This is a genomic window from Tateyamaria sp. (assembly GCF_039940735.1).
Taxonomy (GTDB): domain Bacteria; phylum Pseudomonadota; class Alphaproteobacteria; order Rhodobacterales; family Rhodobacteraceae; genus Tateyamaria.
In genome coordinates, this window is sequence record NZ_JBDVGB010000052.1 from 22567 (window position 1) to 48964 (window position 26398).

Here is a 26398-nt window from a genome sequence, read left to right on the forward strand (position 1 = left end):
GATCAAGATGCATTGGTCTACGTTGTTGAAACCGGTGAAAGTTTCTAGTGATCTGCTTGGATTTAAACCTTAGGTTTCGCACGCGGCAACGGACGTCACATTGATCGAAATCGGCACACAAATTCCAAGCTTGCCTTCGATGTTGCGCGAAAATGAACCGTTAAGGCTGGACCAAAGCGACCGTTCATCAGATGAATGCAAAAGCCGGTTTGACTTGCTTTCAATCATTTTTGAAATGCGAGTTGAATTTCGGATACCGTCTCAGTCATTTCGGGGCAAGGATGGCTTTACGAGAAGGTGAATAGGTCGGAATAAAATTTCTGCAAATCTCAACAGAGATTATCTTCATATTTTCCAGAGTAAGGCCGTTAAATAGACCGAATTTGGGCATTTCACGCAAGTGCGATGGCGGGCCGCAAACGTAGGTATGAAAAATCCGCAACATTTCTCACGTGAAGAACAATGAGTTTTGGATTCCAAGCGGCTATCTGGGCGCTCTGAAATTCCGTGGCATCAACCAAGGTCCGTTATGTGGTTTGCGATCGTAGAATTGATCGGGTCAAGTGAAGGTCCAGTTCGGGCCGGTTGTGTCGATCAAATCATGCTCGTTTGGCCGGATCGCGGCGGCGCAGCTAACGGCAAGTGTGAGCCCATAATTCCAGATGCTGCGCCAAACGCGAACGGCGGTTTTCGGCGTAATTAAACTTAACCTCATTTGGTAATTCGCGAGCGAGTTCGCTTCCACCAAAGATAAAAAGCACCGAGGACAAAGCAGATTCCCCCCATAATAGAAATGGTATTACCCATTGATGTATGAAACTTCATCATGCTCACGCTTCGAATTTCGCCAGTCTCCCAATCAACCCGCCCATCCACGATGTCGCCGTCATTGTGAGGTTTGGGGCTGACCCACGCCGAACCAGAATAAGTTATCGATGTCCCATCGTTCTGAAGGGCCTTAAAAAGAGGCCTGTAAACGGTTCCATTGTCGCTTCTTCGGCTTTCCACAGACATGACATGCACTTCCTGCACCACGGACCGCGTTGAGAATGCACTAGCTGAATAAATGAAATACAGCCCAGTAGTGCCAAAAATCACTCCATTTATGATTGCAACATATGGGAGCGTCTTTAGACATTTTATAAAAAAGTCGGCAAAGCTAGTCGGCATAGAAAACATGACATAGTCCTAAAGAAACGTTTGTTTGTCGGTGCCTATCTTAAAAGAACCACAACTTGAATGTCGGGCTACCCTGTTTGCGGTATTTGTTTGGTGAGAGATCAAACGCTTAACTAATGCTGCCATTGGCGCAGCCGCAGAAAACGGCAGCTTAGTCTGCATAGCCGTCATCGACATCAGCGGAATGCTGAGCCGACTATCAAAGTCCGCTTCGGGGAAGCTGCACCGCAGCGACGATGGCAACCACGGACGGCGGCTTTGGGTCGAATTGTTGCTTTCTGCTTCATCGTAAGATCCGACACCCCCATAGTGTCTTGATATTGTGCTAGGAAGACCCGGCTAGGGAATCTCATACGACAGCTACAACACAAGGCCCGCTTTCACTTAAGTCCGCCGATCTCTTGTTTGGCCACATGGTTTGCGATGATCAACGCTATGATCCAGCCGGTACTGACCGCGATACCTATGCCTAGCCAGACACCCCATACCCCCATGTCAAACACAGCAATCAAAAGCCACACGAACAAAGCCACTCCAACACCTTGACGGTAAATTGAGATCCACAGGGTCCAGACCGGGCGTTTGAGCGCTTGTAGGAACGAATTTATCGAAAACAGCATCATATAGACAATGAACAAAAAACTATCGACACGCAGATAACTGACCCCGACATCTATGACGGCTTGATCATCGGTGAACAGTGACATGGCACGACCGCCACCAAACCAAAGGATCGGCGCTGCCCCAATGGTCATGACAAGCCCCAGCTTCCAACAAAACCAAAGCGCTTCGCGAACGCGATCATGATTGCCTGCGCCGAAATTTTGCGCGGCGATGGGTAAAAGCGCACCCGTCATGCCAAGGACTGGCAACAATAAAATTTGTTCGATCCGCAAAGCAACACCGTAAGCCGCGAGCGCATGTTCGCCAAATCCCTTTAGCGCATATTGCACAACGAAACCCGAGATGAACATGACTATAAAAGCAGATGCAGTTGGGATCATCTGGGCAAAGATTTCACGGTAGGAACCGGCATTGGGCGCAAGCTCATGCAACCGGGCACCTTTGATCACGCGCAGTTTGAGTACAGCGCGCAACACAAACAACATGACACCGGTCTGCGATACAACGGTCGCCAATGCGATACCATCAAGGCCAAGCCCCGGAATCAGCCCGGGAATGCCATAGATAAACAAGGGATTGAGGCCGATATTGGCAAAGAACGCTGCCATCATGGCCCTTTGCAACGTGACGCTGTCACCATGTGCCTGCAATACCCCATTGGCGGTATAGGCGATCAGAAACCCCGGCAGAGCCATAAGCAACCAATAGAAATACCCATTGGCGGCATCCCGATATCCGCCGGGTTCAGAAACCAGTGAAATTAGGTTTGGTCCCGCAAATGCGCCGAACACGATGAGGATCAATGTCACCGCAATTGCAAAGGACAAGCCCTGCATGGTGATCCGCCGTACCGCGGCGTCGTCTTTCTTGCCTCGAGCATTGCCGACAAGTGCACTCATCGCCGATCCCGTGCCAAAGCCCACGGCCATCATGATGAAAAAGGCTTGGAAGCCGATGACAAGACCTGCCTGTGCTTCGGTTGACAACTGGCCCGCAAAGTAGACATCGACCACGTTGTAAAGCGTTGAAAAAAGCATCCCCATCGCAGCTGGAACGGCCAGCGTTCGAAAATGGCCGGAAATCGGACCTTCGGTCAGGTCTTGATCCTGCATGAAAATGGCCTTCGTTAAGATATGAACGACCGTTAGCGGGTTGTAGCCGATAGGTCACGTGGGGATCGTTGTCTCGAGACAATGACAAGCTGTTTTGTTGCGGGCAACGGCTGTTCTGAAGAAAACTGCGTTACAATGACTAAACACTCGGCGGATGTCTTTTTGGGGCCGTTCTTGTCGCCACCCATAGCCAACATCTAGTGAATGCTGTGCTGCATTCGATGGCGGTAACCCTTGGCCATGCCGCATCCGCAGCCCGCATAGCGGACATTGACCCATGAGCGCAGCATTTCGGCATGCTGGACGGCAGCAACGCGGACAAAACTGCTATTAGTTTTTCTCAAGCCACCTGCTATTTTGCTAATGAAAATCTCTGCTTGGAAACAACTTCTTCGCCTGATCCCTTGGGTGAGACGCACGGGATTGCTTGGTCCGAGGCACATCGTCGGCTTGGGGCAATATCTCGCCGATGGAATGATCCATCGGGTGACCAAGTTCGGAGAGCTTGTAGGATATATCTACAATTTCCTGTGCGACCAAATGAACGACGATGCCTTCTCGTTGCAGATATCCTGTCACCTGCAACAACCGTCCTCCCATCACCACAGCACGGAACCGTTCATAAACCTTAGCCCAGACCACAACGTTACTGATACCTGTTTCATCCTCAAGCGTTAGGAAGACCACACCAGAGGCCGTACCGGGGCGTTGGCGTGTAATCACCAGACCACACACGGTGATCCGCATTTCTTCGATATACCGCTGTCGCAGGTGCGGAACGTAATGGTCCGTCATCTGAATCTCCTGTCATCAGGTTGAAAACGTTCCAATCTTAAACAGGCGCGCCCACCCACAAAACCGCGGCGCATTGTTCAGCGTGCATCACCAGCCAAAAGCACTATTACCGCGAGAGCGGTTTCATCCTTGTCCACTGAGCAGCCAATGCCGAAGCGAAAATGCTACGCCATGCACCAAAGTCCGTTTCCGGGCACACTTTCAACTAGCTTTGAGGGATGACGAATATCGGCAATAAAGCGTGGTTCAACTCGCAAAATCAAAAAGGACCGCTTGTTTACTGATCAAGAGGCTGGCGATGCGCTGTGCCTCACGGCGCACACGGTGCGGTCATGGCGTCTGGCGGGGTTACGGGTGATGCGCGCAAGCGTTATACGAACCCCTCAAACCTAGTTGAAACCCCCACTTTAGGCGGTCCTGCAGAACAGCTTGAAAATCAGGGCTAAACCCCGGCCATAACGAAGGAATGCGGCCGTGGCAAAGTAGTGCACTCACAATGACATAGGCGACACATCATACGCCCAAGACCGATCTTGCGCTCACAGCTCAACCAACGATGAAAGGCGCGCCCGATTTCGCCGCCGCTCTCATGCAAGCATCTGCAGCCGTTGGTCCGGCTGCCAATTTCGGCGCGCCACCACCATAGATGCCGATCAATACAGTTGAGCACCCAGACACGATTTTGCCGCCATGCGCGCAGCTGTCCGTCATTCGGCTGGCCGGTGATTTCCCGATCAATACGGTTGGAGAGCCTTGAACAAGCGGATCTGGTATCACGCCAAGGCACATCGATATGTCGCCAATCCGCGACGCGGGTAACTTGCCCACAAGCACTGTGGGAAACCCGGTCACGATGGGGCCACCGCCATGGACCGGACAGGCGTGCATGTCGGTGATGCGGGCTCCGGGAAATCTTGACACGTGGTGGCTCCTTCGCTTTGTTTTTTTGTCCGTACAGTCAGCCTTCAGTCGTTGGCCCAATCCTTGGGACGGGCGGCTGCGATATAAAAGGGCGGGATGTCGTCGATCATCAGCGCTTTGTTCAGTGGCCCGATCTGATCAGGTTTCAAGAACCCGTCTTGGTCGCGCGCGTGCGCGGCCTGTTCGTGCCATTTGAGCAGTTGCGCCATTTGATTGCGCGAAACGGTGGGCGAGATTTCGCGCCACCATTCGCGGGTTTTCATCGCAAGATAGCCATCCCGCGCGACGCCTGCTGGATCATAACGGAATTCGTCAAACCATTTGTCCCACAGGTAATTGTCCCATTCCGTGCGGCGGCGAGACATCTTCATCCAAGCTTTGTTTTCGTCTTTGATACGTTGTTTGAAAATCCGCCAGGGCTCCAACACCTCCGCCTCATAGGACGCATAAAGCGTGTCGCGCATATCCGGCCCGTCACGGTTTTCAAACGCCAAAACGTCCGGACGCCAATATCCCAGCGTCTCGATCCAGAAAGTTTGTGTCGCCAAATGGCCTGCCGTGTCGTTCGTTACAGGATGGACACTGCCATCGTTGTGTTCCTGATAATGGGACACAGTGACAAGCATCTCGTTGTCAAGTGCGCGCCCCCATTCATAAAATCGCATGACGTCTTCCCCGCCATCGGCAAGATTTCCGAGAATCTCGCGCGCTAAGTCGCTGACCTGCTTGTCAGATCCGCCGGGATCGATCTTTGAACTGCGATCGATCCAGCGCCGCGTTTCTGCACGCACCAATTCGATATTCCGGATGGGTCGGAGCAAAAAATCATCAAATTCCGCCACACGATCGGACACCATCCAGTACCAAGACGGACCAATGCATAGCAGTTGATTGTGCGATAGCTCAAACTTGGGCAAGACAGTCTCCGATCATGACAGTGCCGGTCCGGACATCGGGGGCTGTTGTGGGCGAATGATATTCAAGTAGTCGCGTATGCGTCCACCTGAAACCGCATTCGGAAGGGTTTGGCAGCGCGGATGATCGCGCCCGAGGTGCGGTATGTTTCGGGGTTGCCATGGACTGTTTTCGGAACCACGCAAAATATTGTTGATCGCGTCACGTTCTTCGCGAGAGAAAAATTCTGATGGATCGCAGTCCGGGTCTATGCCGTCTTCGCCCTCAAACGGCTCGAACGCCTCACCTAGGCGTCTTTTCGCGCCACGCAATTCGTTGATGTGGGTGTTCCAGCCGGGCGTGCCCGGACCTTGTGCGCCGCACATCTGCTCGATCATCCGGTTGAGATAGCCGTGATTGCCCTGATTGGGGTTATTGGGATTGCGCTTGTTGTTATAGAGGGCGTCCTTAACGTCACCTGCCGCACTTTCACAGCGTTGCTGGCAAATGTGGCAGACCTCCTCTTCCTCCTTGGCGGCTTCGTCCTCTTCGGCCTGCTCCTCGGCCTGCTCCATCGAATTGACATAGTCATCCACCATCGTGGCCGCGGCCCGGCCCAAAGCGCGCCCAACCCGCGACCCGATGGCCCGGCCAAGAAAGGTGCCCAGTCCCGGCGGAGGGATAAACGATCCGATGACGCCTCCGATGGCCCCTCCGGCCACCCCCCCTACGGCGCCACCTGCTGTCGCCGCGCCACTCATGCCCGTAGTTCCTTAGCGGCGGCTTTAAGGGTTTTCAGCGTCTCGTTCATGGCCAGTTTGACCTGTTCATCGGGGGTGCCATTGCCATGTTTGACAAAGGCTTTAACGTCCGGACTCTTGGCGATTTTTCCTTCAGTGATGACACACAGATAGGCCCACCTGTTATGCGCAGCCAGCCCTTTCAGCCCTAGGGACTTGCCGCTTTGGCGCGCGGCGCGTGCGCTTTGGCCCAGTTGATGGAGTGACATGTGTTGAAAATTGGCCGGAAGGACCTTGCGCAGATACGTGACTGTTTTGTTCACCAAACGATCAATGCGGCGCGCCTCAATCTTGTCCATTGTGGCAGCGCACAGTTTCAACGGGCCAGGCCGGGGGGCAGGCCAGGTGTATGGGCGCGCGATGTGGATCCACGGCCTGCCCCCGGCCCAGTCGGGATCCGGTGCGAACAACACCCCGTTGCAAGGGCCAAACAGGCGGGACGCTTCATCGACGTTCATTGCGGGCACTATCTGTGCCATCGCGTTAGCATCTGCATGGCGAAGCGCGACAAAGGCTTGCGATGCGTTTTCTTCGGTTTCCAGATCGGCAGTATGCCCACCGAGATATGATTTAGGGATCAGGACCTTGTTGGTCTTGCGCAAGTGAAAGAAAAGAGCATCCAGACCGGCACTGCATTGCCAAAAGACGGCGCGCGACGCATCCCCGATGAGCGCAAAGAGCGCCTTGACCGTTTCGGGATAACTGCGCCCTGTAAAGCCGCGTTCTGCCTGATTGAGAACCACAAGTTGTGGCGCCGTCAAAGACGGCTGACCGCCCGACTCCGGCGCATTCAGATACAGTGAACGGGCGGAAAATCCTCCATCCAGCAGCGCGGCCGGCAAGTCATCAAACTGCGCTCCATCCAGCACCGCAAACACCGGACTGCTTTGATAATCAAGGGCCAGAATGGCGTCTTGCAGTGATTGCGGGGGCTTCTGCGTCGCTGCCGCACCCTGTCTCAACTCGGTCAAATCGCCAAATTCGACCAAGCGATTTGCACTGACGCTGGCCGCAAGCGCTGCGATGTCGGTGTCGATGTCGGTGTCGAGGGCATTGGCCAGATACTCCGTCGCCGGACCACAGGTTTTTAGAGTCACCAGATCATAGGGCGTTACCAAAAGAAACAAAGTGATGTGGTGAATTGCGGCTGTCTTGTCCTTTGCCCAGACAGCAGCCCAGCACGCATAACGGCGCACACTTGCGTCATCAGACGGGATTGCCTCTGCAACATCCAGCTCTGCAACCCAAGCGATCATTCTTTATCACCCCACCAACAGAAACTCACTACTGTCAAACAGATGCGGCGTGTTTCAAGTCCTTTGAAACTATCGCAGAGCAGCTTCAACCCAGGCCACATCATCGCAATTACTTGCTAGGTGCGGCATTCGACAGGCGGGTGTCTAAGTTCACCCAAAGATAGAAATGCCACACAAAACAGATTCTTCAATAGAAAATTTCGCAGGGCTCAGCAACTTTGCGCAACTGTTCTTTAGCGTCTGGTCGGCGACTGGCAGATATCAATCTGGAATTGCGTTAGCCGGAGGCGTATATTGCGTTCTCAAATGCGCCCAGTAGGCCCGGCCACGCGCACTCAAACGCACCCACGTGTCAAATGGTGCAGAACGTGCGCTGGAAGGGGCAGCTGCTTATAAGGGGGAATCCTGAGGTAGTGACGGTTTCTGGCGGCACATTGGCATGATCAGGTTCAATCCAGTAGTTGCACCGCACCGTGCTCGCCCTAATCGCTCGTTTTTGACAGGCGACGTTTTTGTCCGATGAATTGTCTAAAAGCCGCCGTTTACGCTACCGCAGCAAAAGAGCGCTTCACAGCCTTCTTTTGCCACTCTGCGAGCCTCGAGGGCAAACCGTCGCGCCATTTCAAGCGTAACAACCGGATAACCGCCTAAACCGATCTCACGGCGCTTGCCTTGGATTGAAATTCTAGCGAACCACTGCTTTGCACCGCTTTCTTGAGAGACGAGCCATAGGCCACCACCATCACCGATTTTGCCTGTGCCTTTGAAATTGCGGGCCTTCGCATCAGTCAATTTATGCAGCGCCACATCTACCCACCATTTTACCCCACGTTATACATGAGACAGTATGATCGCGTTTGATAGTCAACGAGAGGGCACCACCACAGGAAACCCCATAAAAACAAGGGCCCCGTGGTCGGGCTAGATATTATTTGAATGTATGTGAAAAGCTTAAATGGCGGACAGACAGGGATTCGAACCCTGGAGACGGTCTCCCGCCTACACACTTTCCAGGCGTGCGCCTTCGACCACTCGGCCACCTGTCCGTTCGCGCTGCTTACCCAATTCTGTCACTAAAACGCAAGCGGTTAGATGAAAGAAATTTCGCCCCCTTCATCCTAAGTATCCAGATGGAGGTAGATACGGCGATTCATGCGCCCTTTTTTTTCGATTTTGCCCAGTCGTAAAGCCCCGATTTCGCCCGTACGCGCCACATGCGTGCCGCCACAAGGCTGCAAGTCGACGGTATCCATCCCATCACCGATCCGAACCAAACGGATGCGCCCTGCCCCGCGTGGTGGTTGTACCGACAGTGTCTTGACCATCCCCGGATTGGCATCAAGTTCAGCGCTGGTGATCCATTCTTCGCTGATCCGCATGTCGGCGGACACAAAGTCATTCAGCGCGGCCTCGATCGCGTCACGGTCTTGTGGCGCTTCTTCCATGTCAAAATCAAGCCGCCCGCGGGTGGCACCGATAGAACCGCCCGTCACGCCAAAAGGAACGGCGATGGACAGCAAGTGCAACGCTGTGTGCACCCGCATATGTCCAAAGCGACGGTCCCAATCCAAAGACTGTTCCACGACAGTGCCCACTGGCGGCAATGCGCGCGGTTCAGCTGGGATCAGCACGATTGCGTCTTTTTCGCCCTTGATGGATGTGGCGATGGTAAGCGTTTGATCGTTCCATGACAGGGTGCCGTTGTCGCCGGGTTGCCCGCCGCCTGTGGGATAGAACAGGCACTGGTCCAGCACGATACCGCCCTCTTGGGTATGGGCGGTGACGCGTGCTTGGGCGTCACGTTGGTACGCATCCTTGCGGAATAGCATTTCGGTCATCGTCCGTCCCCTTCGGCGTCTGGTGCAACGCTTGGATCGATATCTTGCACGCCCGTTTGAGGGGTTTGCTGAGGCATCGGTGATGGCTTGGCACTTGGACGTTGCTGTAAAGCTTCGGGATTGCGCAGCCAAACGTCGCGCTGTGCAAAAGGTATTTCGATGCCCTCTGCGATAAAGCGTTCGGCGATTTGGTGGTTCAGATCGTTTTTGACGGCGTTCATCCAGTTCACATCACGCAAAATCACGCGAATTTCGAAGTCAAGACTGTCCGCGCCAAAGCCGGCAAATAGGATCGTTGGCGGTGGGTTCATCAAGGTCATCGGGTGTGCCTCGGCCAGTTCGCGCAGAATGCGATCAACGCGGCGCGTGTCGGTGCCATAGGCCACGCCCACAGGAAGAATAAGGCGCCCCACAGTGTTACCGCGGGTGTAGTTGGTCACAGTGCCTGAAATGAGATCAGCGTTGGGCACGATGACGTCAGTGCGATCGAACGTTTCGATCCGGGTCGACCGCACCGAGATCGAGCGCACATAGCCCATCTGCCCGCCCACTTCGATCCAATCGCCTTCGGCAATGGGGCGTTCAATCAAAAGGATGATCCCAGACACAAAGTTCGACACGATGGTTTGCAGACCAAAACCGATACCGACCGACAACGCGCCCGCCACAATCGCAAGGCTGGACAGATCAATGCCGGCGGTCGTAATCGCAAACAAAGCCGACAAAAAGATCCCGATGTAGCCAAGGCCAGACACCATCGCGACTTGGCCACCGGGTTCGATCCGTGTCTTGGGCAAAACCGAGACTTTCAGCGCATTCTGGATCGCGCGCGTTAGCAAATATCCCAGCATAAAGACGATGATCAGCGTAAAGAAACTGCCGGGCGAAATTGTCGTATCCCCGATCGTCAGGCCTGATTGCACCATGCCCAACACTTCGGTCAAATCTGTGACCCGCGCGCCCCAGATCAACGCCAAAAGCGGCAGCGACAGGATGGCGATCCCAAAGCTCAGAAGCGTTGGAATTAGACTGTCGCGCGCGTCCTCTCCGGGGCGGATCGCGGCATAGATGTCGCGTAAAAGGTTTTGCAGCAGCGAAATCAACGCAAACAGCGCAAAGGTGGCCATCGCAGGGTAAATCAACGTGCGTGCTGCGGTATTATAACCCAAGGCGGCCAGCAACGGGGCGACCAGACCAATCGCGATGGCACCCTGCCCCGTAACCTGCACAAAACGGCGGGCAAAGGCGCGTTCGACGGCTTTGTCTTCCTCTGCACCGCGCACGGCCCGGCGCACCAACCATCCAAGACGAATGATCAGCAACGAGGCGACACAGATCAGTATGAAATGCAGAACTGCGCTTGCTGCCGGTGCATAGCTTTCATATTCCGAAAAGCGCTCAAGCAGCAGGGCCAATCCCCACACCATTCCAAGGAAACAGGTGTAAATGCGTCCCTCAGTCCGACGTTCGCTGGGCAGCGGCAGTGGGCTGCGAACGATGTTGCCTTTCGGGAAAAAGCGACCGGCAAGCCATAGCGAGAACAGCAAAACCAGCCCCACGGGTTCCAAGGCGTCCAAAAGCAATTGACCGCGAGGGCCGAACATTTCGGTTGCGCCGATCGCGCGGATCAAGGCCCAAAGGCCCAGCATGGGAAGCAAGATTTGCCCCAAAGACACAAGGAATCCCGCAATGCCGCCCGTCGCGTCGCTGGCGCCCAACTGGACCCGATCCGCAAGCAATTCCGACCATTTGCGAGAACGCACCAAAAGGACGATCCCAACTACGAACAGCAAAATTATGACGGGCAGATTGTTTTGCGCCGCCGCCAGACGTATCGGGTTTTCGATGGCGCTTTGTGCGCCGCCAATCGTTTCGCTGACGGTGTCGCCAATATGGTGATAAGCCGTTGGCCAATTGGCCGGGTTAATCGGCAGTGGCCCTCGATTAAGCAATTCTTGCGCCTGACGATCACGCAGTATCCCGTCGATCTCGGCGATGACACCATTGGCGCGGCTGAACGCTTCTTCGGCAGTGCGGCGTGGGGTGATCATGCGCTCAAGTTGGCTGTCTAACTCAGCGCGACGCGCGGCCAATTCAGGGGCTTCTGTCGTACCTTCCTCCGGCAAGGGACCTAGCGAAGCAATCTGTTCGCGCAAAGTATCAAGCCGGCTGTCATTGGCGGACAGTTGCGTTTGAAATTGCTGACGCCAATCCGCGACTTCTGCCCGCAACGCGTCAAACGCATTGTCAGAGGCCTGCGAGACCTCGACAGCTGCCTCGGCGCGTTGCGCTACTTTTTCCCATGCCAAATAGTCCGGCGTCGTTGTCTGTGCAGCGGCCATAACGGACCAGAACGCAACAAGACATACCGTCAGAACCCACCCAAACGCTGTGCGCGTCATTAGACGTCCTCAAACACACCGGGAATGCTGGCGGGCCCGCGATCCAACCAATCGGGCACCGGCAATCCCTTTTCCTTGAGAAAATCGGGGTTAAACAGTTTGGATTGATAGCGCGTGCCAAAATCACACAGGATCGTCACGATAGTGTGGCCCGGCCCCAAATCCTTGGCCAGACGGATCGCACCGGCCACGTTGACGCCAGTGGATGCGCCCATGCACAATCCTTCGTTCTGTAAAAGGTCAAAGACAATGGGCAGCGCCTCTGCGTCCGACACATTATAGCTGAAATCGGGTTTGAACCCTTCGAGGTTTTTCGTGATGCGCACCTGACCGATGCCTTCGGCAATTGACCCACCTTCCATCGCGATTTCACCAGTGGTGTAATAGCTGAACAGACCAGCGCCGTCCGGATCAGCCAAACCAATTTTGACACCCTTGGGCTGCAAGACGTCCGCCACACCCGCAAGTGTACCACCCGATCCGCACGCACAGACAAAGCCGTCAACTTTACCGCCGGTCTGTTCCCAGATTTCGGGGCCTGTTGTGTCGATATGGGCCTGCCGGTTGGCGACATTGTCAAATTGGTTGGCCCAGATTACGCCATTGGGTTCCGTTTTCGCCAGTTCCTTAGCCAAACGTTCAGAATAGTGAATGAAGTTGTTTTTATTGCGGTAGGGCGCTGCCGGAACTTGGATCAAATCCGCCCCGGCAAGGCGCAACATGTCTTTCTTTTCTTGGCTTTGGGTTTCTGGGATCACGATCACCGTTTTGAACCCCATAGACGCGCCAACCAGCGCCAAACCGATGCCGGTGTTCCCAGCCGTGCCTTCGACAATCGTGCCTCCGGGGCGCAATTCACCCGAGGCCACTGCATGATTGATCATCGACAGTGCGGCGCGATCCTTGACCGACTGGCCGGGATTCATGAACTCAGCTTTGCCAAGAATGGTGCACCCTGTCTCTTCGCTGGCTTGGCGCAGCTTGATGAGGGGCGTATTTCCAACAGCAGCGGCCAGATCAGGGGAAAAGCGCATAGGGGTCGTCCTTATGGATAGTGTTGCGTCAAGCTGTAGCGATGCCGCTGCGCGACCTCAACCTTTCATGCACGGTTGGGCGATCAACCTTTGGCACCACATTGCCGGTTACGCGGTGATTTGTGGGACGTGTAGACCCACGCGGTAACTTTTTGAGACGCGCAGCCGTCCAGATTGTTTTAAAGGCGCGTAAACGTGCAGACGCTTTTACATGACGCGCAGGCGCGCAAGTTTTCCTGCGGTACACGCAAGCGTGCGAATTTTTCCTATGAGACGCGCAAGCGTGCGCGATGATGCGCCAGCCAATAGGTCAGCAAAGTCAGCGGCGCATTGGCGGTGCGGCGGTCCTCGGCCAACGTTAGCAATTCATCGAACGACAGGATATGACTGCGGATGTTTTCACCTTCGTCAGCTTCGCCGCCGATACGATGGGCGGTGTCTGGCAAATCGCACAGACCCACAAAAAGGTGAAAGAAATCAGTGGCCGCTCCGGGCGAGGCATAGCATTCCCCGACGGCTTCGAGCGACGAAAAGGTCAATGCGGCCTCTTCTTGCGCCTCTCTGTGGGCTGCGGCCTCTGGCGTTTCGCCGGGATCGATCAAGCCGGCCACAGGTTCCATCTGCCACACCACCGGATCACCGCGACCAATAGGGCCAAGGCGGATTTGTTCGACCAACAACACTCGGTCGCGAACAGGATCATAAGGCAAGACGATGGTCGCATCTGATGAAATAAACACAGCGCGCTGGACGGGGTCGGACATCGCGCCATCAAAAGTTTCGTGGCGCAGCGTAATTTCATCGAGCCCGAAAAAGTTGGTGTGGGCACGTTTTCGATCGATGATCTCAACCTTGCCGCGCAGCACCCCTGCCCCGTGGCGGCTGTTTTGCGCCAGCACGTTCGACCAAGCTCGTGTGCGTATGCGCGCAAAGCGGTCGGAAATCTCTTGGGGTGTCAGCGTGCCAAAGCCGTCCATGACTTCGTGGGCGGCGGCCACGCTCATCCCGGCCCAATCGCGCGCCCATGCGTCTAAGTCCCATGGGCCGTCCGTTGCCCAAGCGTCAGGGGCCGGGACATAGACCTCAGCGACCTCACCACTTTCTAAGGTCAGACGTTGCAAATCATAATCAAACCCGGCTTCGTAAAAGTCGAAGCGCGCGATATCTTGATCCGTCAGACCGCGTACGACAATGCCTTCCGCCCGCGAGGCAGGATCGCGGATTAGCACAGGAAATGGTCCGTCTCGGGCCGCCAAGACCGCATGGCCGGGCAGCACCGCATGCGCAACATCCAATCCATCGCCCGCACGGCCAATCACCGTTTCTAACAGGGCCCTATGGCGCAACGTGCCATAAAAAAACAAATTTTTCATATTTTTACCGCCAGGTGCGCCAAGCAAACTCGGTGGCGAATCCGACAATTGCGCCACCTATAAGCAGCGTCGCCCAAATCGGTACGGTGGCCATCAACAACGCCCATTCGGCGCCTATTTCGAAAATCGCTGTCAACGCTTCGAATGGACCGTCATAGCGGTTCCTCATCGCCAATCGCGTCATTTCGTTACACGATTGGATGAACAGCCCCCAAAACACCAACACCACTGAACTGGTCAGGCCCACATTCACGGCCGAAACGATGCCCCGTCCCGCGCGACTGCCCATCACGATCCATCCAACCAGAAATCCAACGACGACATTCACATGGGTGAAATAGCCAAAGTTCATGTCTTCTTCGAACAATGGCATGATCATGCCCGACACGATAAACGCAAGGATAGCGATGCCTAAACCGCCCACAAGTTTGGCTGCGTCAGGCATAGCGATATTCCTTCATGACTTTATCCGGGGCGTTTGATCGTAATCTGCGTTACGTCACAATTGGCACTTTCAAAGGTCGCAGCGCAAGACGTCAGATAAAAATTCCACATTCGGCGGAAACGGTCGTCAAAGCCCATTTCGGCAATTTGGTCCCATTTTTCGTTGAAGGTTTCATGCCAGCGACGCAGCGTGATGTTGTAGCTTTGACCAAATTCAACCGACCGCTCGATGCCAAGCCCAGCCTTCACAATTTGATCGCGTAGCGCTGAGCGGCTTGGCAACATGCCGCCGGGAAAGATGTATTTTTGGATAAAATCCACGCCCCGTTGATAAACGTCCCAACGCTTGTCCTGCACGGTAATGATTTGCAGCGTCGCAGTTTTACCCGGTTTCAGGCGCTCACGCACCGTGTCGAAATAGGTCGGCCAGTATTTTTGACCGACGGCCTCGAACATCTCAATCGATGCGATGCCGTCATAGGTGCCAGCTTCATCGCGATAGTCCTGCAACTTAAAATCTACAAGCCTTGAAAGCCCTGCTTTTTCAATACGTTCTTGAGCGTAGTTAAACTGCTCTTGACTGATCGTCAGCCCGGTCACCTTTAAACCGCGTTCTTTTGCAGCGTACTCCGCAAATCCGCCCCACCCGCAGCCAATTTCCAGAACATGATCGCCGGGTTGAACGCCCATTTGATCCACCATGCTGGCATATTTTGCGATCTGCGCAGCCTCATGGCTTTCTTGGCCCGTTTCAAACAAAGCCGAGGAATAGGTCATCGTGTCATCCAACCACAGACCGTAAAATTCGTTACCTAAATCATAGTGATAGCTGATGTTCTTACGTGCTTGTTCGCGGTGGTTACGTTGCAACCAAAAGCGAAACTTTTCGAAATTACGCACAAAACCCATGCCGGGAAAGCCGTCATAAATGTCGTCATTGTCCGCGTGCACCCAATCCATAAAGGCCTGCAAGTCGGGTGTGCTCCACCATTCATCAAGATAGGCATCGCAAAACCCAAGGTCCCCTTCGCGGATCAAACGTGCAAATAGATCGTCGTTGTGGATGTGCAGTTCGGCAATGGGGCCGGGATTCGGCCCTTCGGCACGGAAATGGCGCCCGTCGGGCAATACGAAATCCACCCTTCCAGTGTTTATGCCCTGCACCATCGCGAAAGCGCGAACAAAGTAGCGCGGCAAACCCTGTTCGCCGGTCGTAGACGTCTTGATCATGCTTTCTCCAAGTTCCACGTTTCGCAGGCTATCCAGCCCAAGTTTACCGCACAAGCGGATGCGTGTGGGTTTCCCATAAAATAGCTTATTTGCAGGTACTTACAGGTCATTTGTATGCATCACAGCGTTTTTCCGGCGCAGTTGTGCACAAGGCCGGGCATTTGCAATTTCGCGACATCAAAAACCCCTGTTTTCGTAAGCACCCAGCGCGCGTTTGCGTCCTTCGTCGGCTGGAACGATGGGGCTTGGATAACTGTTTGTTGCACGCAGTGCCCAACTGCGCGGAATGGCGTCAAAAAAGCTCAGCGCGTCTTGGTGCGGAGCGCTGTACCCTTCGGCGATCCAGCGGGTTGCGTAATCCCGGTTCTTGTCGAATTTATCGAGTTGCGTGGCTGGATTGAACACGCGGAAATATGGCGTAGCGTCTGGCCCAGATCCAGCAGACCATTGCCAACCCATTGCATTGGCCGCCGGGTCCCAATCGATCAAGCAGTCTTCGAACCACTTTTTTCCGATGTGCCAATGGGTTAGCAGGTGTTTTGTCAGGTAACTTGCCACAATCATCCGCCCGCGGTTGTGCATGCGCCCGGTCACGTACATTTCGCGCATGGAGGCATCAACAAAGGCCAAACCCGTGCGCCCTTGTTTCCAAGCGATGACTTCGTTTGTTTCGGTCGCATTCCAAGGGAATGCATCCCAATCCGGCTTCCAATTCTGATCCAGAATATGTGGTGTATAGTGCATTAGATGATAGGCAAACTCGCGCCAGACCAGTTCTTTTAGAAAGGTTTCTGCACCCGGTTTGCCCTCGTTGCGCGCGCGTTGGCCTGCATGCCAGCACTGGTGCGGGCTGATTTCCCCAAGTGCGAGGTTTTCGGACAAATTTGAGGTACCATCCGCACCCGGTAAGTTGCGCCCTTCGTCGTAAGTCGCGACTTTTTCTGCGATAAACAGGCCAAGCCGATCTTGGGCCGCGCCTTCGCCAAGGCGCACATGCGGTCGCACAACGGCAGCGCCACGTCGCATGTCAGCGCCAAGGTTCCAATCAGCAAGCGCTTCACTGTTGGGCCATGTGTCCGGCTTTGCGATAGTGCTTGGCGTGGGCAAAGGTGTGTCAACATCGCGCGTCTTCACTGCATTCCAGAACGGGGTGTAAACTTTGTAATAACCGCCCATCTTGGTCTCGACCGTCCAAGGTTCAAACATCAGGTGACCGCCAAAGCTACGGGCCTCGATACCATCTTGTTTTAGCGCGGATTTGATTGCTTTGTCGCGTGCCACGGCTGCAGGGTCATACAGACGCGACCAATAGACTGCCCCTGCCCCGGTTTCTTGGATTAGAGCGCGCAACACGTGCAAGGCATCTCCGCTTCGGTAAATCAAACGGCTGCCTTTGGCGTTCAACGACTGGTTCAGGTGCTCCACACCCAAGCCCCAACGCCATTTCGGTGCTGCCCCAAGGTCGGTGACGTTGGCGTCACGGATCACAACCGGGATAACCGCACGCCCGCTGGCACACGCAGCATTCAAGGCCGCATGGTCGCTCAGCCGTAAATCGCGGCGAAACCACATAATAATCGCAGAGCTGCTCACACCCGTTATCCTTTTGTTAACAATGATACGCAGCGCACAGTTATTTGGATCAACGGATGTCGTTTAAAGTACAGCGTCGAGCGCATTTAGCAGCTGATCAACCTCGGCGTCGTTGGTGTAATGGGTGAACGACAAGCGCAGCACGCCGCGTTCTGCATCCACGCCCATGGCCTGCAACGCGCGCGTGGCATAGAAATCACCGCCCCCCGCCATAATGCCGTGATCCGCCAATTGCGCCGCCACAGCCACTGGGTCACGCGCAAGGTCTAGGGCAATTGTAGGCGCGCGCGTTTCGGCATCTGTCGGGCCGATGATACGCAGATCGTTGCGCCCCTTCAGGGCATCCATAACGCGCGCAAGCGCGGTGACTTCGCGCGCGCGCATCAGGTCATGCACCATATGCCCGCGTTCAGCCGCAGTGGCCTTTGCATCGCCGCCGTGGTGGGCAAAAAGCGCGTCAACATAATCCGCCATGCCTGCACAGGCCGCAATTTGCGCGTGATCCGGACCTGCGGGGGTGAACCGTTTGTACAAAGATCCGGCGTTAAAATAGTGCCCCTGATTGGGCAGCAATTCACCAAGCGCGCGGCGGATTACCATCAAACCTTGATGCGGCCCATAGGTTTTATAGGCCGAAAACAAATAGATATCAGGCCCCAACGCCCCAACATCCGCAAACCCGTGCGGCGCATATGATACGCCATCCACGCACACAAAGGCACCCGCTGCGTGGGCCAATGCCGTGATCTCGGTCACGGGATTGATCTCGCCCACCACGTTTGAGCAATGTGGAAAACAGACAAGACGCACGGTGTCGTCCAACAGCTCTTCGAGCGCGGCAGGATCCAAATGGCCTGTGCCGGGATCGACCTTCCATTCACGCACGTCGATGCCGCGATCGGCAAGGCGGCGCCATGGGCCGGTGTTGGCCTCATGATCTTGATTGGTCACGATGATCGCCTCACCCGGCTGCATCATCTGCGCAAATGCTTGTGCCAGAACATAGGTGTTCTGCGTGGTGGATGGCCCAAAGGACAATTCGTCATCCTCTACACCAAGGATCGCCGCCATACGTATGCGTGCCTCGTCCATTTCTGCACCGCCAAGGCGCGAGGCCTCATAATCCGCATAGGGCTGCACTTTGCGCTGCGTGTAAAACCGCGTCAGGCGGTCGATCACTGCGCCGCAGGTATAGCTACCGCCGGCGTTTTCGAAAAATGCTTGGCCCTGTAGCGAGGGTTCGGCGAAAGCAGGAAACTGCGCGCGGACAAAGTCGAGGTCGAGTGTCATGGGGTCAGGCCTTATAAGTGGTCGTTGCTAGGTTACGACAATGGATTAGGCATGCAATAGCGGATCGTGCGCCGGTCCACGCCACAGGGTCCCGGGCCCAAGACTTGAACGACACCTTCCAAATATGCATAGTCAGTAATTGAAGGTTTGTTACTTCATCAATTTTATACGATTTTTTGAAAGGCTAGAGATAATGGCGAAAGATGCAAAACAAGCGATCAGCGCGGCACTCAAGAGTATGGAAAAGGCGCGCAAAGACATGATGGAAGTGGTGGTTTTTTCCCCAACCAAAGCTGTCGAGAAAGACGTTAGCAAAATCATGAATGAAGTGCAGAGCAGCGAAATGAAATTCAAGAAACTTGCGAAAAGTATTTCGTTGTAGTGACCTAACGGCGGCTTGAGTTCTAAATACATCCCCTGACATTGTAGGGGCGTTTCGAAAGAACGCTGAGCACTGCGTGCGTAAAATCGAGGTCGAGGGCCATGCGGTCAGGCCTTGATTTGGACCGAAGCAAATCTACTGTAAAGAGCGCGGCGTGCAAGCATGCCGTGCGCGAGGATGTGACCCGGCTTTCACTGCACTTGGGTTACGTCCTTGGATGCCTTAGGCGTCGCGGGGTATTTTGTGTCAAATACTTGATCGGCGCCTGGGATGTATGCATTCATTATCGCGAAGTAGATTACTTCGATATTTTTTGATGGATGCATAGAAGGATTACGACTTATGGCCGATATTGAAACGACAATGAAGAACGCACGCAAGTCCGTGCGACAAGCGGGTAAAGATGTTCAAAAGGCATTACTTTGTGCCCCCAACCCGCCTCTCAAAAAGAAATTAAGCAATATGTTGATAGAGATAGAAACATTTGAGAAGAACTTTTTGAAAGCGATAAAAGACCACTGACTGCAACCGCGCAAGACGGCGATGAATTGAGTGCCGTGGCTTTGGTTCCACCGCTGTGCACGGATCAATAAAGCCCCAAACTTTTCCAAGTTTGGGGCCATATTTTTTTACGCCGGTTGCAGCCTTATTCTGCAGGCAGCATGCCGTTACCCGTCGCGCCATCGATCTCGGAATGTACGCTTGGAACGCCAGCCGCTTCGCGACGTGTGTCGTTGTAAATTGCTTTGATCAGCGAAATACACATCAACACCATCACCAACGAAAACGGCAGCGCGCCGATCACCATCGCGGTTTGAATGGCCGTTGTGCCACCTGAAAGCAGCAAGCCACCCACCACAAGCGCCAAGGCTGCCCCCCAGAACAGGATGTGTGGGCGCGATTTCGGACCTTCGTCGCCGGCCGCATTGATCGTGTTCACGATCAGCACAGCGCTGTCCGCAGACGTCACAAGGAAGGTCATCAACAAGATCACGATCAGCATCGCCATGGCCCATGACAGGGCTTGCGCAATAGGTGCCAGCATGAATTCGGTCATGGCAAAAATCTTGTCGCCATTGCTTGCATCAAAGATCACGCCATTTGCGCCGCCATTGAGTTCTAGATCGATGGCAGTGCCACCGGCCCACGCGAACCACACGAAACACATCAGCGCAGGCACAATCATCGCACCCAGCACAAATTCACGGATGCTGCGCCCGCGCGAGATGCGTGCAAGGAACAGACCTACGAACGGCGCAAACGCGATCCACCATGCCCAGTAGAACACGGGCCACCAGCCCTGCCACTGCGTCAGCAAGAAGCTTTCTGATCCTTCAACACCGTCCGAAGACCAGACGTTAAAGCTCATGGCTGGCAATGCGACCAGATAGTCCCAGATGCCGACGACAATCGCTGATGCGCCAAACCAAGTGGCCCCAAAGATGATAAAGAACCCAAGCAAGACGATGCTAAGAACCATGTTGATGTTAGACAGCCACTTGATCCCTTTGCCCACACCAGACAGTGCCGACAAGGTCGAAAGCCCCATGATAACAAGCAAGGCGACAACGATCCCAACAAAGTTCGCTGCCCCCTCGCCGTCCACAAGACCGCCGATCCCGATCCGGGTCAGCCCGGCAACGAACTGATCAACCCCAAAGCCCAGCGTTTGCGCAACACCCAAGATGGTCGCAACCACAGCAACGATATCAATGATGTGACCCAAGACACCCGACAGTTTTGCCCCAAACAAAGGCGTCATCGCTGACCGGATCGTCAGCGGCAAACCACGACGATAGCTAAAAAACGCCAACGACAGACCCGCGACAGCGTAACACGCCCACGCACCAAGGCCCCAATGTAGGAACGACCATTTATAGGCCATACGCACATTGTCCGCAGCTCCACCCGTGGTCAGACCCTTAATGGTCTCGGGGTTGGATGCAAAATGCGATACAGGTTCAGCTACAGCCCACGTCAGCATGCCGACACCAATCCCGGCCCCGAACATCATCGAAAACCACGAAAAATTTGAAAACTCCGGCGTTTCACCCGGTTGGCCAAGGTTCATTCGCCCCGCCGCGGGCCAAAGCGCAAGCCCCAGACAGACGATGATGAAAAAGGCCACGACCCAAATATACCACGCCGCGAAATTCGCCAGTATGACGCTGTTAAGCCCGCTTAAGACATTGCCCGATTGCGTTGGCCAAAAAATACACCAAACGACCAGCACACTGATGATGACTTTACTCACCAAGGTGACGTCCATGCTAAAGCCGCGATAAAAACCATTATCTGCCGTCTTAATCGGCAGTTTTGTGAGAGGTGGTTCTAATGCCATATTCACTGTTCCCTGATTATTACTTTTTTATTGTGTTATTCACACAGCGTAACACAGGGCACTAAAATTACACTTTTAATTTACTTAATCAGATCGCCAAGTTACCTAATCTTCGATCAAAGAGCATCGCGGATTTTGGCGGCATTGGCGTTGATTGCATCCATGTCACCCATCTTACCCGGGGCGCGCAAAGCCACGCCTGCATGGCGCGGATGGATGTGAAAATGCAGGTGATAGACTTCTTGGCCGCCCGCATCTTCGTTGAACTGCTGCAGCGTGATGCCATCAGCCTCAAACCCTGCCATCGCGGCGTTTGAAACACGGCGTACGGTCGACATCACGGCAGCCAATTGCGCGTCATTGGCGTCCAGCACATTGCGGCAAGGTGTTTTGGGGATCACCAAACAATGTCCGTCGCTGCGCGGCATGATATCCATAAAACACAACGTGTCATCGTCCTCAAACACCTTGATCGAAGGGATTTCCCCGCGCAGGATTTTGGCAAAGATGTTCTGGTCGTCGTAAGCAGTCATGTCGGTTCTCCTGCGGCGTGGTTACGCCAACAAAGTGCGTGCGAAGGCATCCAGCAACAACCCCAAAAAGCGCGCGACCGTCCAAGACCACAGGCGCGCGCAGTTTTAATCAGGCGTTGACGTCGACAACAACGCGGCCCTTGACCTGACCCTGTAGAATGTCGACGCCAAGCTGCGGCAAGTCAGACAAAGTGGCGGGTTGGATCATCGCCTCAAGCTTATCCATCGGCAAATCCGAGGCGATGCGTTTCCAAGCGCGCATGCGGTTGTCAAAGGGCTGCATCACGGAATCGATGCCCAACAGGTTTACGCCACGCAGCAAAAACGGGATGACGGTGCCCGGCAACCCAGCCCCGCCCGCCAATCCAACGGCGGCAACGCTGGCGCCGTATTGCATTTGGCCCAGCACACGCGCCAACATCGCGCCGCCCACTGCATCGACACAGCCGCCCCACGTCTCCGCTTCAAGCGGGCGTTTGACGGTTTCGTTGATCTCTTCGCGCGATACAATTTGGGATGCACCAAGCGAGGTAAGGTAATCAGCCGTTTCGGGCCGTCCCGTTACACCGGCAACCTTATGGCCAAGGTTGGCCAGAATGGCTGTGGCAACCGAACCGACACCACCCGCAGCACCCGTCACCAACACAGGACCGTCCTTGATGCCATGATCTTCCAGCGCCATCACAGCCAACATAGCCGTGAAACCCGCCGTACCCACAGCCATCGCCGCACGAGTGTCCAAACCATCGGGCAAAGGCACCAACCAATCAGCCTTCACGCGTGCCTTTTGGGCATAGCCGCCCCAATGCGCCTCGCCCACACGCCATCCTGTCAACACAACCTTATCGCCGGGCTTATAACGATCATCATCCGACGCCTCGACCGTGCCAGCAAAATCGATGCCCGGAACATGGGGATAATTGCGCACCAAACCGCCACCGGGGCCGACACACAAACCGTCTTTGTAATTTACCGTGGAATATTCAACCGCAACTGTCACATCACCTGCCGGCAAATCCTCCAGCCCCAATTGCGTCACCGCCGCCGACGTCTTGCCGCTGTCTTCATCCTTGCTCACCACCAGTGCATCAAACATATCGCTCTCCAGTCCGGGCGGTTCGCCCTCTTTCTTTGGGTTATAAATACCTCGGGGAGCGCGAGGGGCTGGCCCCTCGTTCCCGCCCTGTCACAGCCAGAATGCGTCCCTAACTGTCGCGCGCCGCATCCCGTCAGGGGTTTCAACCTCCAATGCTGTGCCCACATCCCAATGGGTCATACGCACCATGCCAATGGACACGTTGGTTGAAAAATCAGGTGACCAAGCCGTACTGGTGATCTGACCGACTTTCTTGCCGCCACCATAAATCGGCCAAGGCCTGTCGCATCGCGCTACAGCACCGCCATCGATCGCAATCGGACGAACCTGCTGCACGGGCCCCTCCTTGGAGACACGCAACAAAGCATCGCGCCCGATACACCCAATCGCCGTTTGCGTATCGCAAAACCGACCCAGCCCACATTCATGAGGCGTGTTGTCATCCGTCATGTCGTTGCCATAACTCATCAAGCCCCCCTCGATCCGTTCGATCCCGTTTGGGCAGCCCGCGCGCACATCCAAATCAGCGCCAGTTGCGAACAACTCGTTCCACAACGGCATACCAATTTCAGATCCTTCGACATAGATTTCAAAGCCGCCCTGCTTGGAATAGCCCGATCGTGCCACAGCCATGTCATAGCCTTCGTATTGGAACATATCGAACTTGAAGAACCGGATATCACGGACACGCTCGCCAAAGACACGCGCCACCAAGTCTTCGGCCTTTGGGCCCTGCACAGCCAAAGGTGACACGTCGGGCTCGTCCACCAAAACATCCAACCGATACCCGTTGGCAATGCCTTTGACCCACAACAAAAGATCGGAATCTGCAATGGAAATCCACCAGCGGTCTTCGCTTAGCTTTACTGCGACAGGGTCATTCAACATGCCACCCGTTTCGTCCACGATAGGCACATAATAACACTGCCCCGGCAACATCCGGCGCAAATCGCGTGGGGTCAGCATTTGCATCAACCGCCCAGCATCCGGGCCGCGCAATTCCACTTGCCGCTCGCAGGATACATCCCACACTTGCACGGCGCGTTTTAGGTGATGGTAATCCGCCTCGACGCTTTCAAAAACCGTGGGCAGCAACATCCGATTATAGACGGTATAGGCCGAAACGCCTGCCGCCTCGACGCCTTCAGAAAACGGCGTGCGTCGCAGACGCCGCGAGGTAGAAATCACCGACATCAGGCATCCTCGGGTAAAAAGACAAGATCCGTCACTGGGGCCTTTAGCCCCGCCGCCGTCATCATCGCATGGACCTGACCACGATGATGGGTCTGGTGGTTGAGTAAATGTACCACGCACATTTCTTTTGACGCCTGCATGTCGCTTTCGGCGGTGACGGAATACCACACAATTTGTTCTTTCAGATCAATACTGCGCAGCGTGTCCGCCCACATGCGAAACGCGCCATCCAAGCGAAAGCGTTCCGCGCCCCAGACTGCAAACGTCGGTGTGACGCTCAGGTGGTCACTGCCTTCGTCGGGGGCGGGAATGCGCGGATCAAAGCGGTTCATCCACAACATGTCGGCCCACAGAATGTGGTTCAAAGTTCCCATGATCGAGCCAAAGAACGCCCCGCGTTCCACGCGCAATGCTGCATCGTCCATTCCGCCGAGCATCTCTTTCAGTTGTCGATTTTGCCACGCATTATAGCGCGTCATCAAACGGACATACCCCGCGTCGATCATGGTTTGGGGCCTTTCCAATCGATCGGGCAGATTTCCGCAGATTTGCCACCAAAGTCCCAGATACGACCATAATCACGCACCTTGGATTTCACGCCGCGCGCCGCAATGATGTCAGGGCCCATCCAGTATTTCGAGTTGGTGATCATGACAGGGTGATCTTCTGATTTTCCGGTGATCATTTCGATCTCACCCTGAATTTTGCGCCCAATGTATAGACCGCGCTTTTTACCATCGCGCACGATTTCGACCTTTTCGCGCTCGGCGCCCACGATGTCGCTGACCAACATGGTGAACAGCCCTGTTGTGCCGCCCGCCGCGCCCGAGAAAATCTGTAAAATGCCGTTATAAGCTTTGCCGCTTGCTCGTTCGTCCACATAGGCCGCGACGCGCCAGCCGCCCTCGCCCATGCGTCCCGGAATTTCGACCATAAGGCCCACGTTCAGACCTGACAGGTCTTCGCCTTCAAAGTGGCCTTCGTCGATGGCGATGGCCATCCAAGCGTGACAGTGCCCTTCGGTGGGCGGGTGTGCGCCCAGCGAAACCACGCAAGGGCAGAACAGCTCGCACGAACAATTCAGGAACAGCTCGCCCTTGATCGCCCATTCGGTTGGCGTCATTTTGCGCCGCCCCGGATTGGGCATGCGGCTGTCGATGCGTTGGCTGATCGGCAAGCGGTCTGCGTCGGGACGTCGTGTTACGGCCATTTCAAGCTCCTGCGATAAAGGGCCAGACCAGAACGGCCAGACCAGCGGCGATCAGGATCGCCCCCATAGGTTTTGTGATAACATGCCCCACTTGGGGCAACTTTTCGAGAACCATAAACAACGTGGCAAGACCCATCCAAGCCAGGCTCATCACCCCGCCGACAAATCCCAGCGCCATAAAGCCCCAGCAACATCCAACACAGAACGCCCCAAGGCCAAGGCCCATCCGAAAGCCCCCCGCCATGCCTGTGCGCCAATGCCCAAGGAAATACATCATGGGCGAGTGACACACCCCGTGGCAAATTTCTTTGGCGCGGGTGAATTGGAAGGCCCCAACAGCAACCAACAACAGCCCTGCAAACACGTTGGTTTTGGCGATACCCAGCATATCGACAATGCCACCAAACAGCAGCCCCAACTGCACCGCAGTGATCAAGGCGGCAAACCCGACCCACACCACAAAATAACCAAGGATCACACCGCCCCAGCCAGCGCGCGTGCCGTCCGCACTGACCATTAAGTCTTCGTAGCTGCGCAAGGTCGGCACCAGCGTCGGCAACATCATCGCCGCCATCATGATCGCCCACATGGCAAACAACGGCCCAAACCGCGCCATCGGCATATCCGTCGGCATACGTGGGTCCATAGCGGCCATACGCGCGCCCATTTCACCGGGCCGTCCTAACAGATCAAGGTCCATAGAAACGGACATGGCATACATCATCCACCACGCCGCTAAAATCGCGCCGAAAAAGCTCAACCACAGTGTGGAACGGATAAGATGCGACATATGTCCTCCCTGACATTGGCCGACTCAATGCTTGATAGTTTAAATGTCAGACATTAATATGTATGAC

The 26398-nt window shown here is 55.0% G+C and carries 23 protein-coding genes, 1 tRNA gene and 1 pseudogene; 2 read left to right on the forward strand and 23 right to left on the reverse strand.

What is annotated here, in order from left to right:
* Positions 1 to 1559: 1559 nt before the first annotated feature.
* The 16 genes and pseudogenes from ABJF76_RS10905 to ABJF76_RS10980 all read right to left on the reverse strand — a co-directional run bounded on the left by ABJF76_RS10905 (position 1560) and on the right by ABJF76_RS10980 (position 18785).
* Positions 1560 to 2915 (reverse strand): MATE family efflux transporter, encoded by a 1356-nt coding sequence (locus ABJF76_RS10905; RefSeq protein WP_413819288.1) that lies wholly within the window; start codon positions 2913 to 2915, stop codon positions 1560 to 1562.
* Positions 2916 to 3275: 360 nt separating this feature from the next.
* Positions 3276 to 3659: pseudogene (locus ABJF76_RS10910) on the reverse strand (OB-fold nucleic acid binding domain-containing protein); the annotation flags it as partial.
* Positions 3660 to 4256: 597 nt separating this feature from the next.
* Entirely contained in the window at positions 4257 to 4631 is a 375-nt protein-coding gene (locus ABJF76_RS10915; protein WP_413819289.1) for a PAAR domain-containing protein, read from the reverse strand.
* Between the two features lie 44 nt (positions 4632 to 4675).
* Positions 4676 to 5548, reverse strand: a complete 873-nt coding sequence (locus tag ABJF76_RS10920) for a hypothetical protein (protein WP_413819290.1) — start codon at positions 5546 to 5548, stop codon at positions 4676 to 4678.
* A 12-nt stretch (positions 5549 to 5560) separates the two neighbouring features.
* Positions 5561 to 6286 (reverse strand): hypothetical protein, encoded by a 726-nt coding sequence (locus ABJF76_RS10925; RefSeq protein WP_413819291.1) that lies wholly within the window; start codon positions 6284 to 6286, stop codon positions 5561 to 5563.
* Positions 6283 to 7581 carry a hypothetical protein gene (locus ABJF76_RS10930; protein WP_413819292.1) on the reverse strand — a complete coding sequence of 433 codons (1299 nt, stop codon included), beginning with the start codon at positions 7579 to 7581 and terminating at the stop codon, positions 6283 to 6285. The genes ABJF76_RS10925 and ABJF76_RS10930 overlap by 4 nt, the downstream gene beginning before the upstream one ends.
* Positions 7582 to 8109: 528 nt before the next feature.
* Positions 8110 to 8388, reverse strand: a complete 279-nt coding sequence (locus ABJF76_RS10935; protein ID WP_413819293.1) for an Arm DNA-binding domain-containing protein — start codon at positions 8386 to 8388, stop codon at positions 8110 to 8112.
* A gap of 149 nt (positions 8389 to 8537) precedes the next feature.
* Positions 8538 to 8627 (reverse strand) — tRNA-Ser (locus ABJF76_RS10940).
* Positions 8628 to 8699: 72 nt separating this feature from the next.
* Entirely contained in the window at positions 8700 to 9419 is a 720-nt protein-coding gene (locus tag ABJF76_RS10945; protein WP_413819294.1) for an alanyl-tRNA editing protein, read from the reverse strand.
* Positions 9416 to 11821, reverse strand: coding sequence for a DUF3772 domain-containing protein (locus ABJF76_RS10950; protein ID WP_413819295.1), 2406 nt, complete (start codon positions 11819 to 11821; stop codon positions 9416 to 9418). The genes ABJF76_RS10945 and ABJF76_RS10950 overlap by 4 nt, the downstream gene beginning before the upstream one ends.
* Positions 11821 to 12855 (reverse strand): cysteine synthase A, encoded by a 1035-nt coding sequence (locus ABJF76_RS10955; RefSeq protein ID WP_413819296.1) that lies wholly within the window; start codon positions 12853 to 12855, stop codon positions 11821 to 11823. The genes ABJF76_RS10950 and ABJF76_RS10955 overlap by 1 nt, the downstream gene beginning before the upstream one ends.
* A 266-nt stretch (positions 12856 to 13121) precedes the next feature.
* Positions 13122 to 14228, reverse strand: a complete 1107-nt coding sequence (locus ABJF76_RS10960) for an NUDIX domain-containing protein (RefSeq protein ID WP_413819297.1) — start codon at positions 14226 to 14228, stop codon at positions 13122 to 13124.
* Positions 14229 to 14232: 4 nt separating this feature from the next.
* Entirely contained in the window at positions 14233 to 14673 is a 441-nt protein-coding gene (locus ABJF76_RS10965; protein WP_413819298.1) for a TrgA family protein, read from the reverse strand.
* A gap of 20 nt (positions 14674 to 14693) precedes the next feature.
* Complete coding sequence (locus ABJF76_RS10970) at positions 14694 to 15902, reverse strand: class I SAM-dependent methyltransferase (protein ID WP_413819299.1); 1209 nt, start codon at positions 15900 to 15902, stop codon at positions 14694 to 14696.
* 177 nt (positions 15903 to 16079) lie between these two features.
* Complete coding sequence (locus ABJF76_RS10975; RefSeq protein WP_413819373.1) at positions 16080 to 17474, reverse strand: cryptochrome/photolyase family protein; 1395 nt, start codon at positions 17472 to 17474, stop codon at positions 16080 to 16082.
* Positions 17475 to 17558: 84 nt separating this feature from the next.
* Positions 17559 to 18785, reverse strand: a complete 1227-nt coding sequence (locus ABJF76_RS10980) for an aminotransferase class V-fold PLP-dependent enzyme (protein WP_413819300.1) — start codon at positions 18783 to 18785, stop codon at positions 17559 to 17561.
* A 193-nt stretch (positions 18786 to 18978) separates the two neighbouring features.
* On the opposite strand from ABJF76_RS10980, the gene ABJF76_RS10985 reads away from it, so the two are divergent.
* Together ABJF76_RS10985 and ABJF76_RS10990 are read left to right on the forward strand one after the other, a co-directional pair.
* Complete coding sequence (locus ABJF76_RS10985; protein ID WP_413819301.1) at positions 18979 to 19167, forward strand: hypothetical protein; 189 nt, start codon at positions 18979 to 18981, stop codon at positions 19165 to 19167.
* A gap of 342 nt (positions 19168 to 19509) precedes the next feature.
* On the forward strand, positions 19510 to 19689 hold the full coding sequence (locus ABJF76_RS10990; protein ID WP_413819302.1) for a hypothetical protein: 180 nt from the start codon (positions 19510 to 19512) through the stop codon (positions 19687 to 19689).
* A gap of 124 nt (positions 19690 to 19813) precedes the next feature.
* Here ABJF76_RS10990 and ABJF76_RS10995 read toward each other — a convergent pair whose 3' ends face one another.
* The 7 genes from ABJF76_RS10995 to ABJF76_RS11025 all read right to left on the reverse strand — a co-directional run bounded on the left by ABJF76_RS10995 (position 19814) and on the right by ABJF76_RS11025 (position 26331).
* Positions 19814 to 21508, reverse strand: a complete 1695-nt coding sequence (locus tag ABJF76_RS10995) for a BCCT family transporter (RefSeq protein ID WP_413819303.1) — start codon at positions 21506 to 21508, stop codon at positions 19814 to 19816.
* A 116-nt stretch (positions 21509 to 21624) separates the two neighbouring features.
* Entirely contained in the window at positions 21625 to 22041 is a 417-nt protein-coding gene (locus ABJF76_RS11000) for an HIT family protein (protein ID WP_413819304.1), read from the reverse strand.
* Between the two features lie 109 nt (positions 22042 to 22150).
* On the reverse strand, positions 22151 to 23137 hold the full coding sequence (acuI, locus tag ABJF76_RS11005) for an acryloyl-CoA reductase (RefSeq protein ID WP_413819305.1): 987 nt from the start codon (positions 23135 to 23137) through the stop codon (positions 22151 to 22153).
* A gap of 90 nt (positions 23138 to 23227) precedes the next feature.
* Positions 23228 to 24331: a dimethylsulfoniopropionate demethylase gene (locus tag ABJF76_RS11010; protein WP_413819306.1), complete on the reverse strand. Its 1104-nt coding sequence runs from the start codon at positions 24329 to 24331 to the stop codon at positions 23228 to 23230.
* On the reverse strand, positions 24331 to 24837 hold the full coding sequence (locus ABJF76_RS11015; protein ID WP_413819307.1) for a DinB family protein: 507 nt from the start codon (positions 24835 to 24837) through the stop codon (positions 24331 to 24333). Before ABJF76_RS11015 ends, ABJF76_RS11010 begins: the two co-directional genes overlap by 1 nt.
* Positions 24834 to 25541, reverse strand: a complete 708-nt coding sequence (locus ABJF76_RS11020; protein ID WP_413819308.1) for a DUF1326 domain-containing protein — start codon at positions 25539 to 25541, stop codon at positions 24834 to 24836. The genes ABJF76_RS11015 and ABJF76_RS11020 overlap by 4 nt, the downstream gene beginning before the upstream one ends.
* A gap of 1 nt (position 25542) precedes the next feature.
* Positions 25543 to 26331, reverse strand: a complete 789-nt coding sequence (locus ABJF76_RS11025) for a DUF2182 domain-containing protein (RefSeq protein WP_413819309.1) — start codon at positions 26329 to 26331, stop codon at positions 25543 to 25545.
* Between the last annotated feature and the right edge of the window lie 67 nt (positions 26332 to 26398).

Coding starts and splice junctions, on each gene's coding strand:
- ABJF76_RS10955 (WP_413819296.1), bottom strand. CDS start 12,855: ATGCGCTTTTCCCCTGATCTGGCCGCTGCTGTTGGAAATACGCCCCTC.
- ABJF76_RS10985 (WP_413819301.1), top strand. CDS start 18,979: ATGGCGAAAGATGCAAAACAAGCGATCAGCGCGGCACTCAAGAGTATG.
- ABJF76_RS11000 (WP_413819304.1), bottom strand. CDS start 22,041: ATGACTGCTTACGACGACCAGAACATCTTTGCCAAAATCCTGCGCGGG.
- ABJF76_RS10905 (WP_413819288.1), bottom strand. CDS start 2,915: ATGCAGGATCAAGACCTGACCGAAGGTCCGATTTCCGGCCATTTTCGA.
- ABJF76_RS11010 (WP_413819306.1), bottom strand. CDS start 24,331: ATGTCGGTGATTTCTACCTCGCGGCGTCTGCGACGCACGCCGTTTTCT.
- ABJF76_RS10960 (WP_413819297.1), bottom strand. CDS start 14,228: ATGAAAAATTTGTTTTTTTATGGCACGTTGCGCCATAGGGCCCTGTTA.
- acuI (WP_413819305.1), bottom strand. CDS start 23,137: ATGTTTGATGCACTGGTGGTGAGCAAGGATGAAGACAGCGGCAAGACG.
- ABJF76_RS11020 (WP_413819308.1), bottom strand. CDS start 25,541: ATGGCCGTAACACGACGTCCCGACGCAGACCGCTTGCCGATCAGCCAA.
- ABJF76_RS11025 (WP_413819309.1), bottom strand. CDS start 26,331: ATGTCGCATCTTATCCGTTCCACACTGTGGTTGAGCTTTTTCGGCGCG.
- ABJF76_RS10975 (WP_413819373.1), bottom strand. CDS start 17,474: ATGTGGTTTCGCCGCGATTTACGGCTGAGCGACCATGCGGCCTTGAAT.
- ABJF76_RS10930 (WP_413819292.1), bottom strand. CDS start 7,581: ATGATCGCTTGGGTTGCAGAGCTGGATGTTGCAGAGGCAATCCCGTCT.
- ABJF76_RS10980 (WP_413819300.1), bottom strand. CDS start 18,785: ATGACACTCGACCTCGACTTTGTCCGCGCGCAGTTTCCTGCTTTCGCC.
- ABJF76_RS10965 (WP_413819298.1), bottom strand. CDS start 14,673: ATGCCTGACGCAGCCAAACTTGTGGGCGGTTTAGGCATCGCTATCCTT.
- ABJF76_RS11015 (WP_413819307.1), bottom strand. CDS start 24,837: ATGATCGACGCGGGGTATGTCCGTTTGATGACGCGCTATAATGCGTGG.
- ABJF76_RS10990 (WP_413819302.1), top strand. CDS start 19,510: ATGGCCGATATTGAAACGACAATGAAGAACGCACGCAAGTCCGTGCGA.
- ABJF76_RS10950 (WP_413819295.1), bottom strand. CDS start 11,821: ATGACGCGCACAGCGTTTGGGTGGGTTCTGACGGTATGTCTTGTTGCG.
- ABJF76_RS10945 (WP_413819294.1), bottom strand. CDS start 9,419: ATGACCGAAATGCTATTCCGCAAGGATGCGTACCAACGTGACGCCCAA.
- ABJF76_RS10995 (WP_413819303.1), bottom strand. CDS start 21,508: ATGGCATTAGAACCACCTCTCACAAAACTGCCGATTAAGACGGCAGAT.
- ABJF76_RS10925 (WP_413819291.1), bottom strand. CDS start 6,286: ATGAGTGGCGCGGCGACAGCAGGTGGCGCCGTAGGGGGGGTGGCCGGA.
- ABJF76_RS10970 (WP_413819299.1), bottom strand. CDS start 15,902: ATGATCAAGACGTCTACGACCGGCGAACAGGGTTTGCCGCGCTACTTT.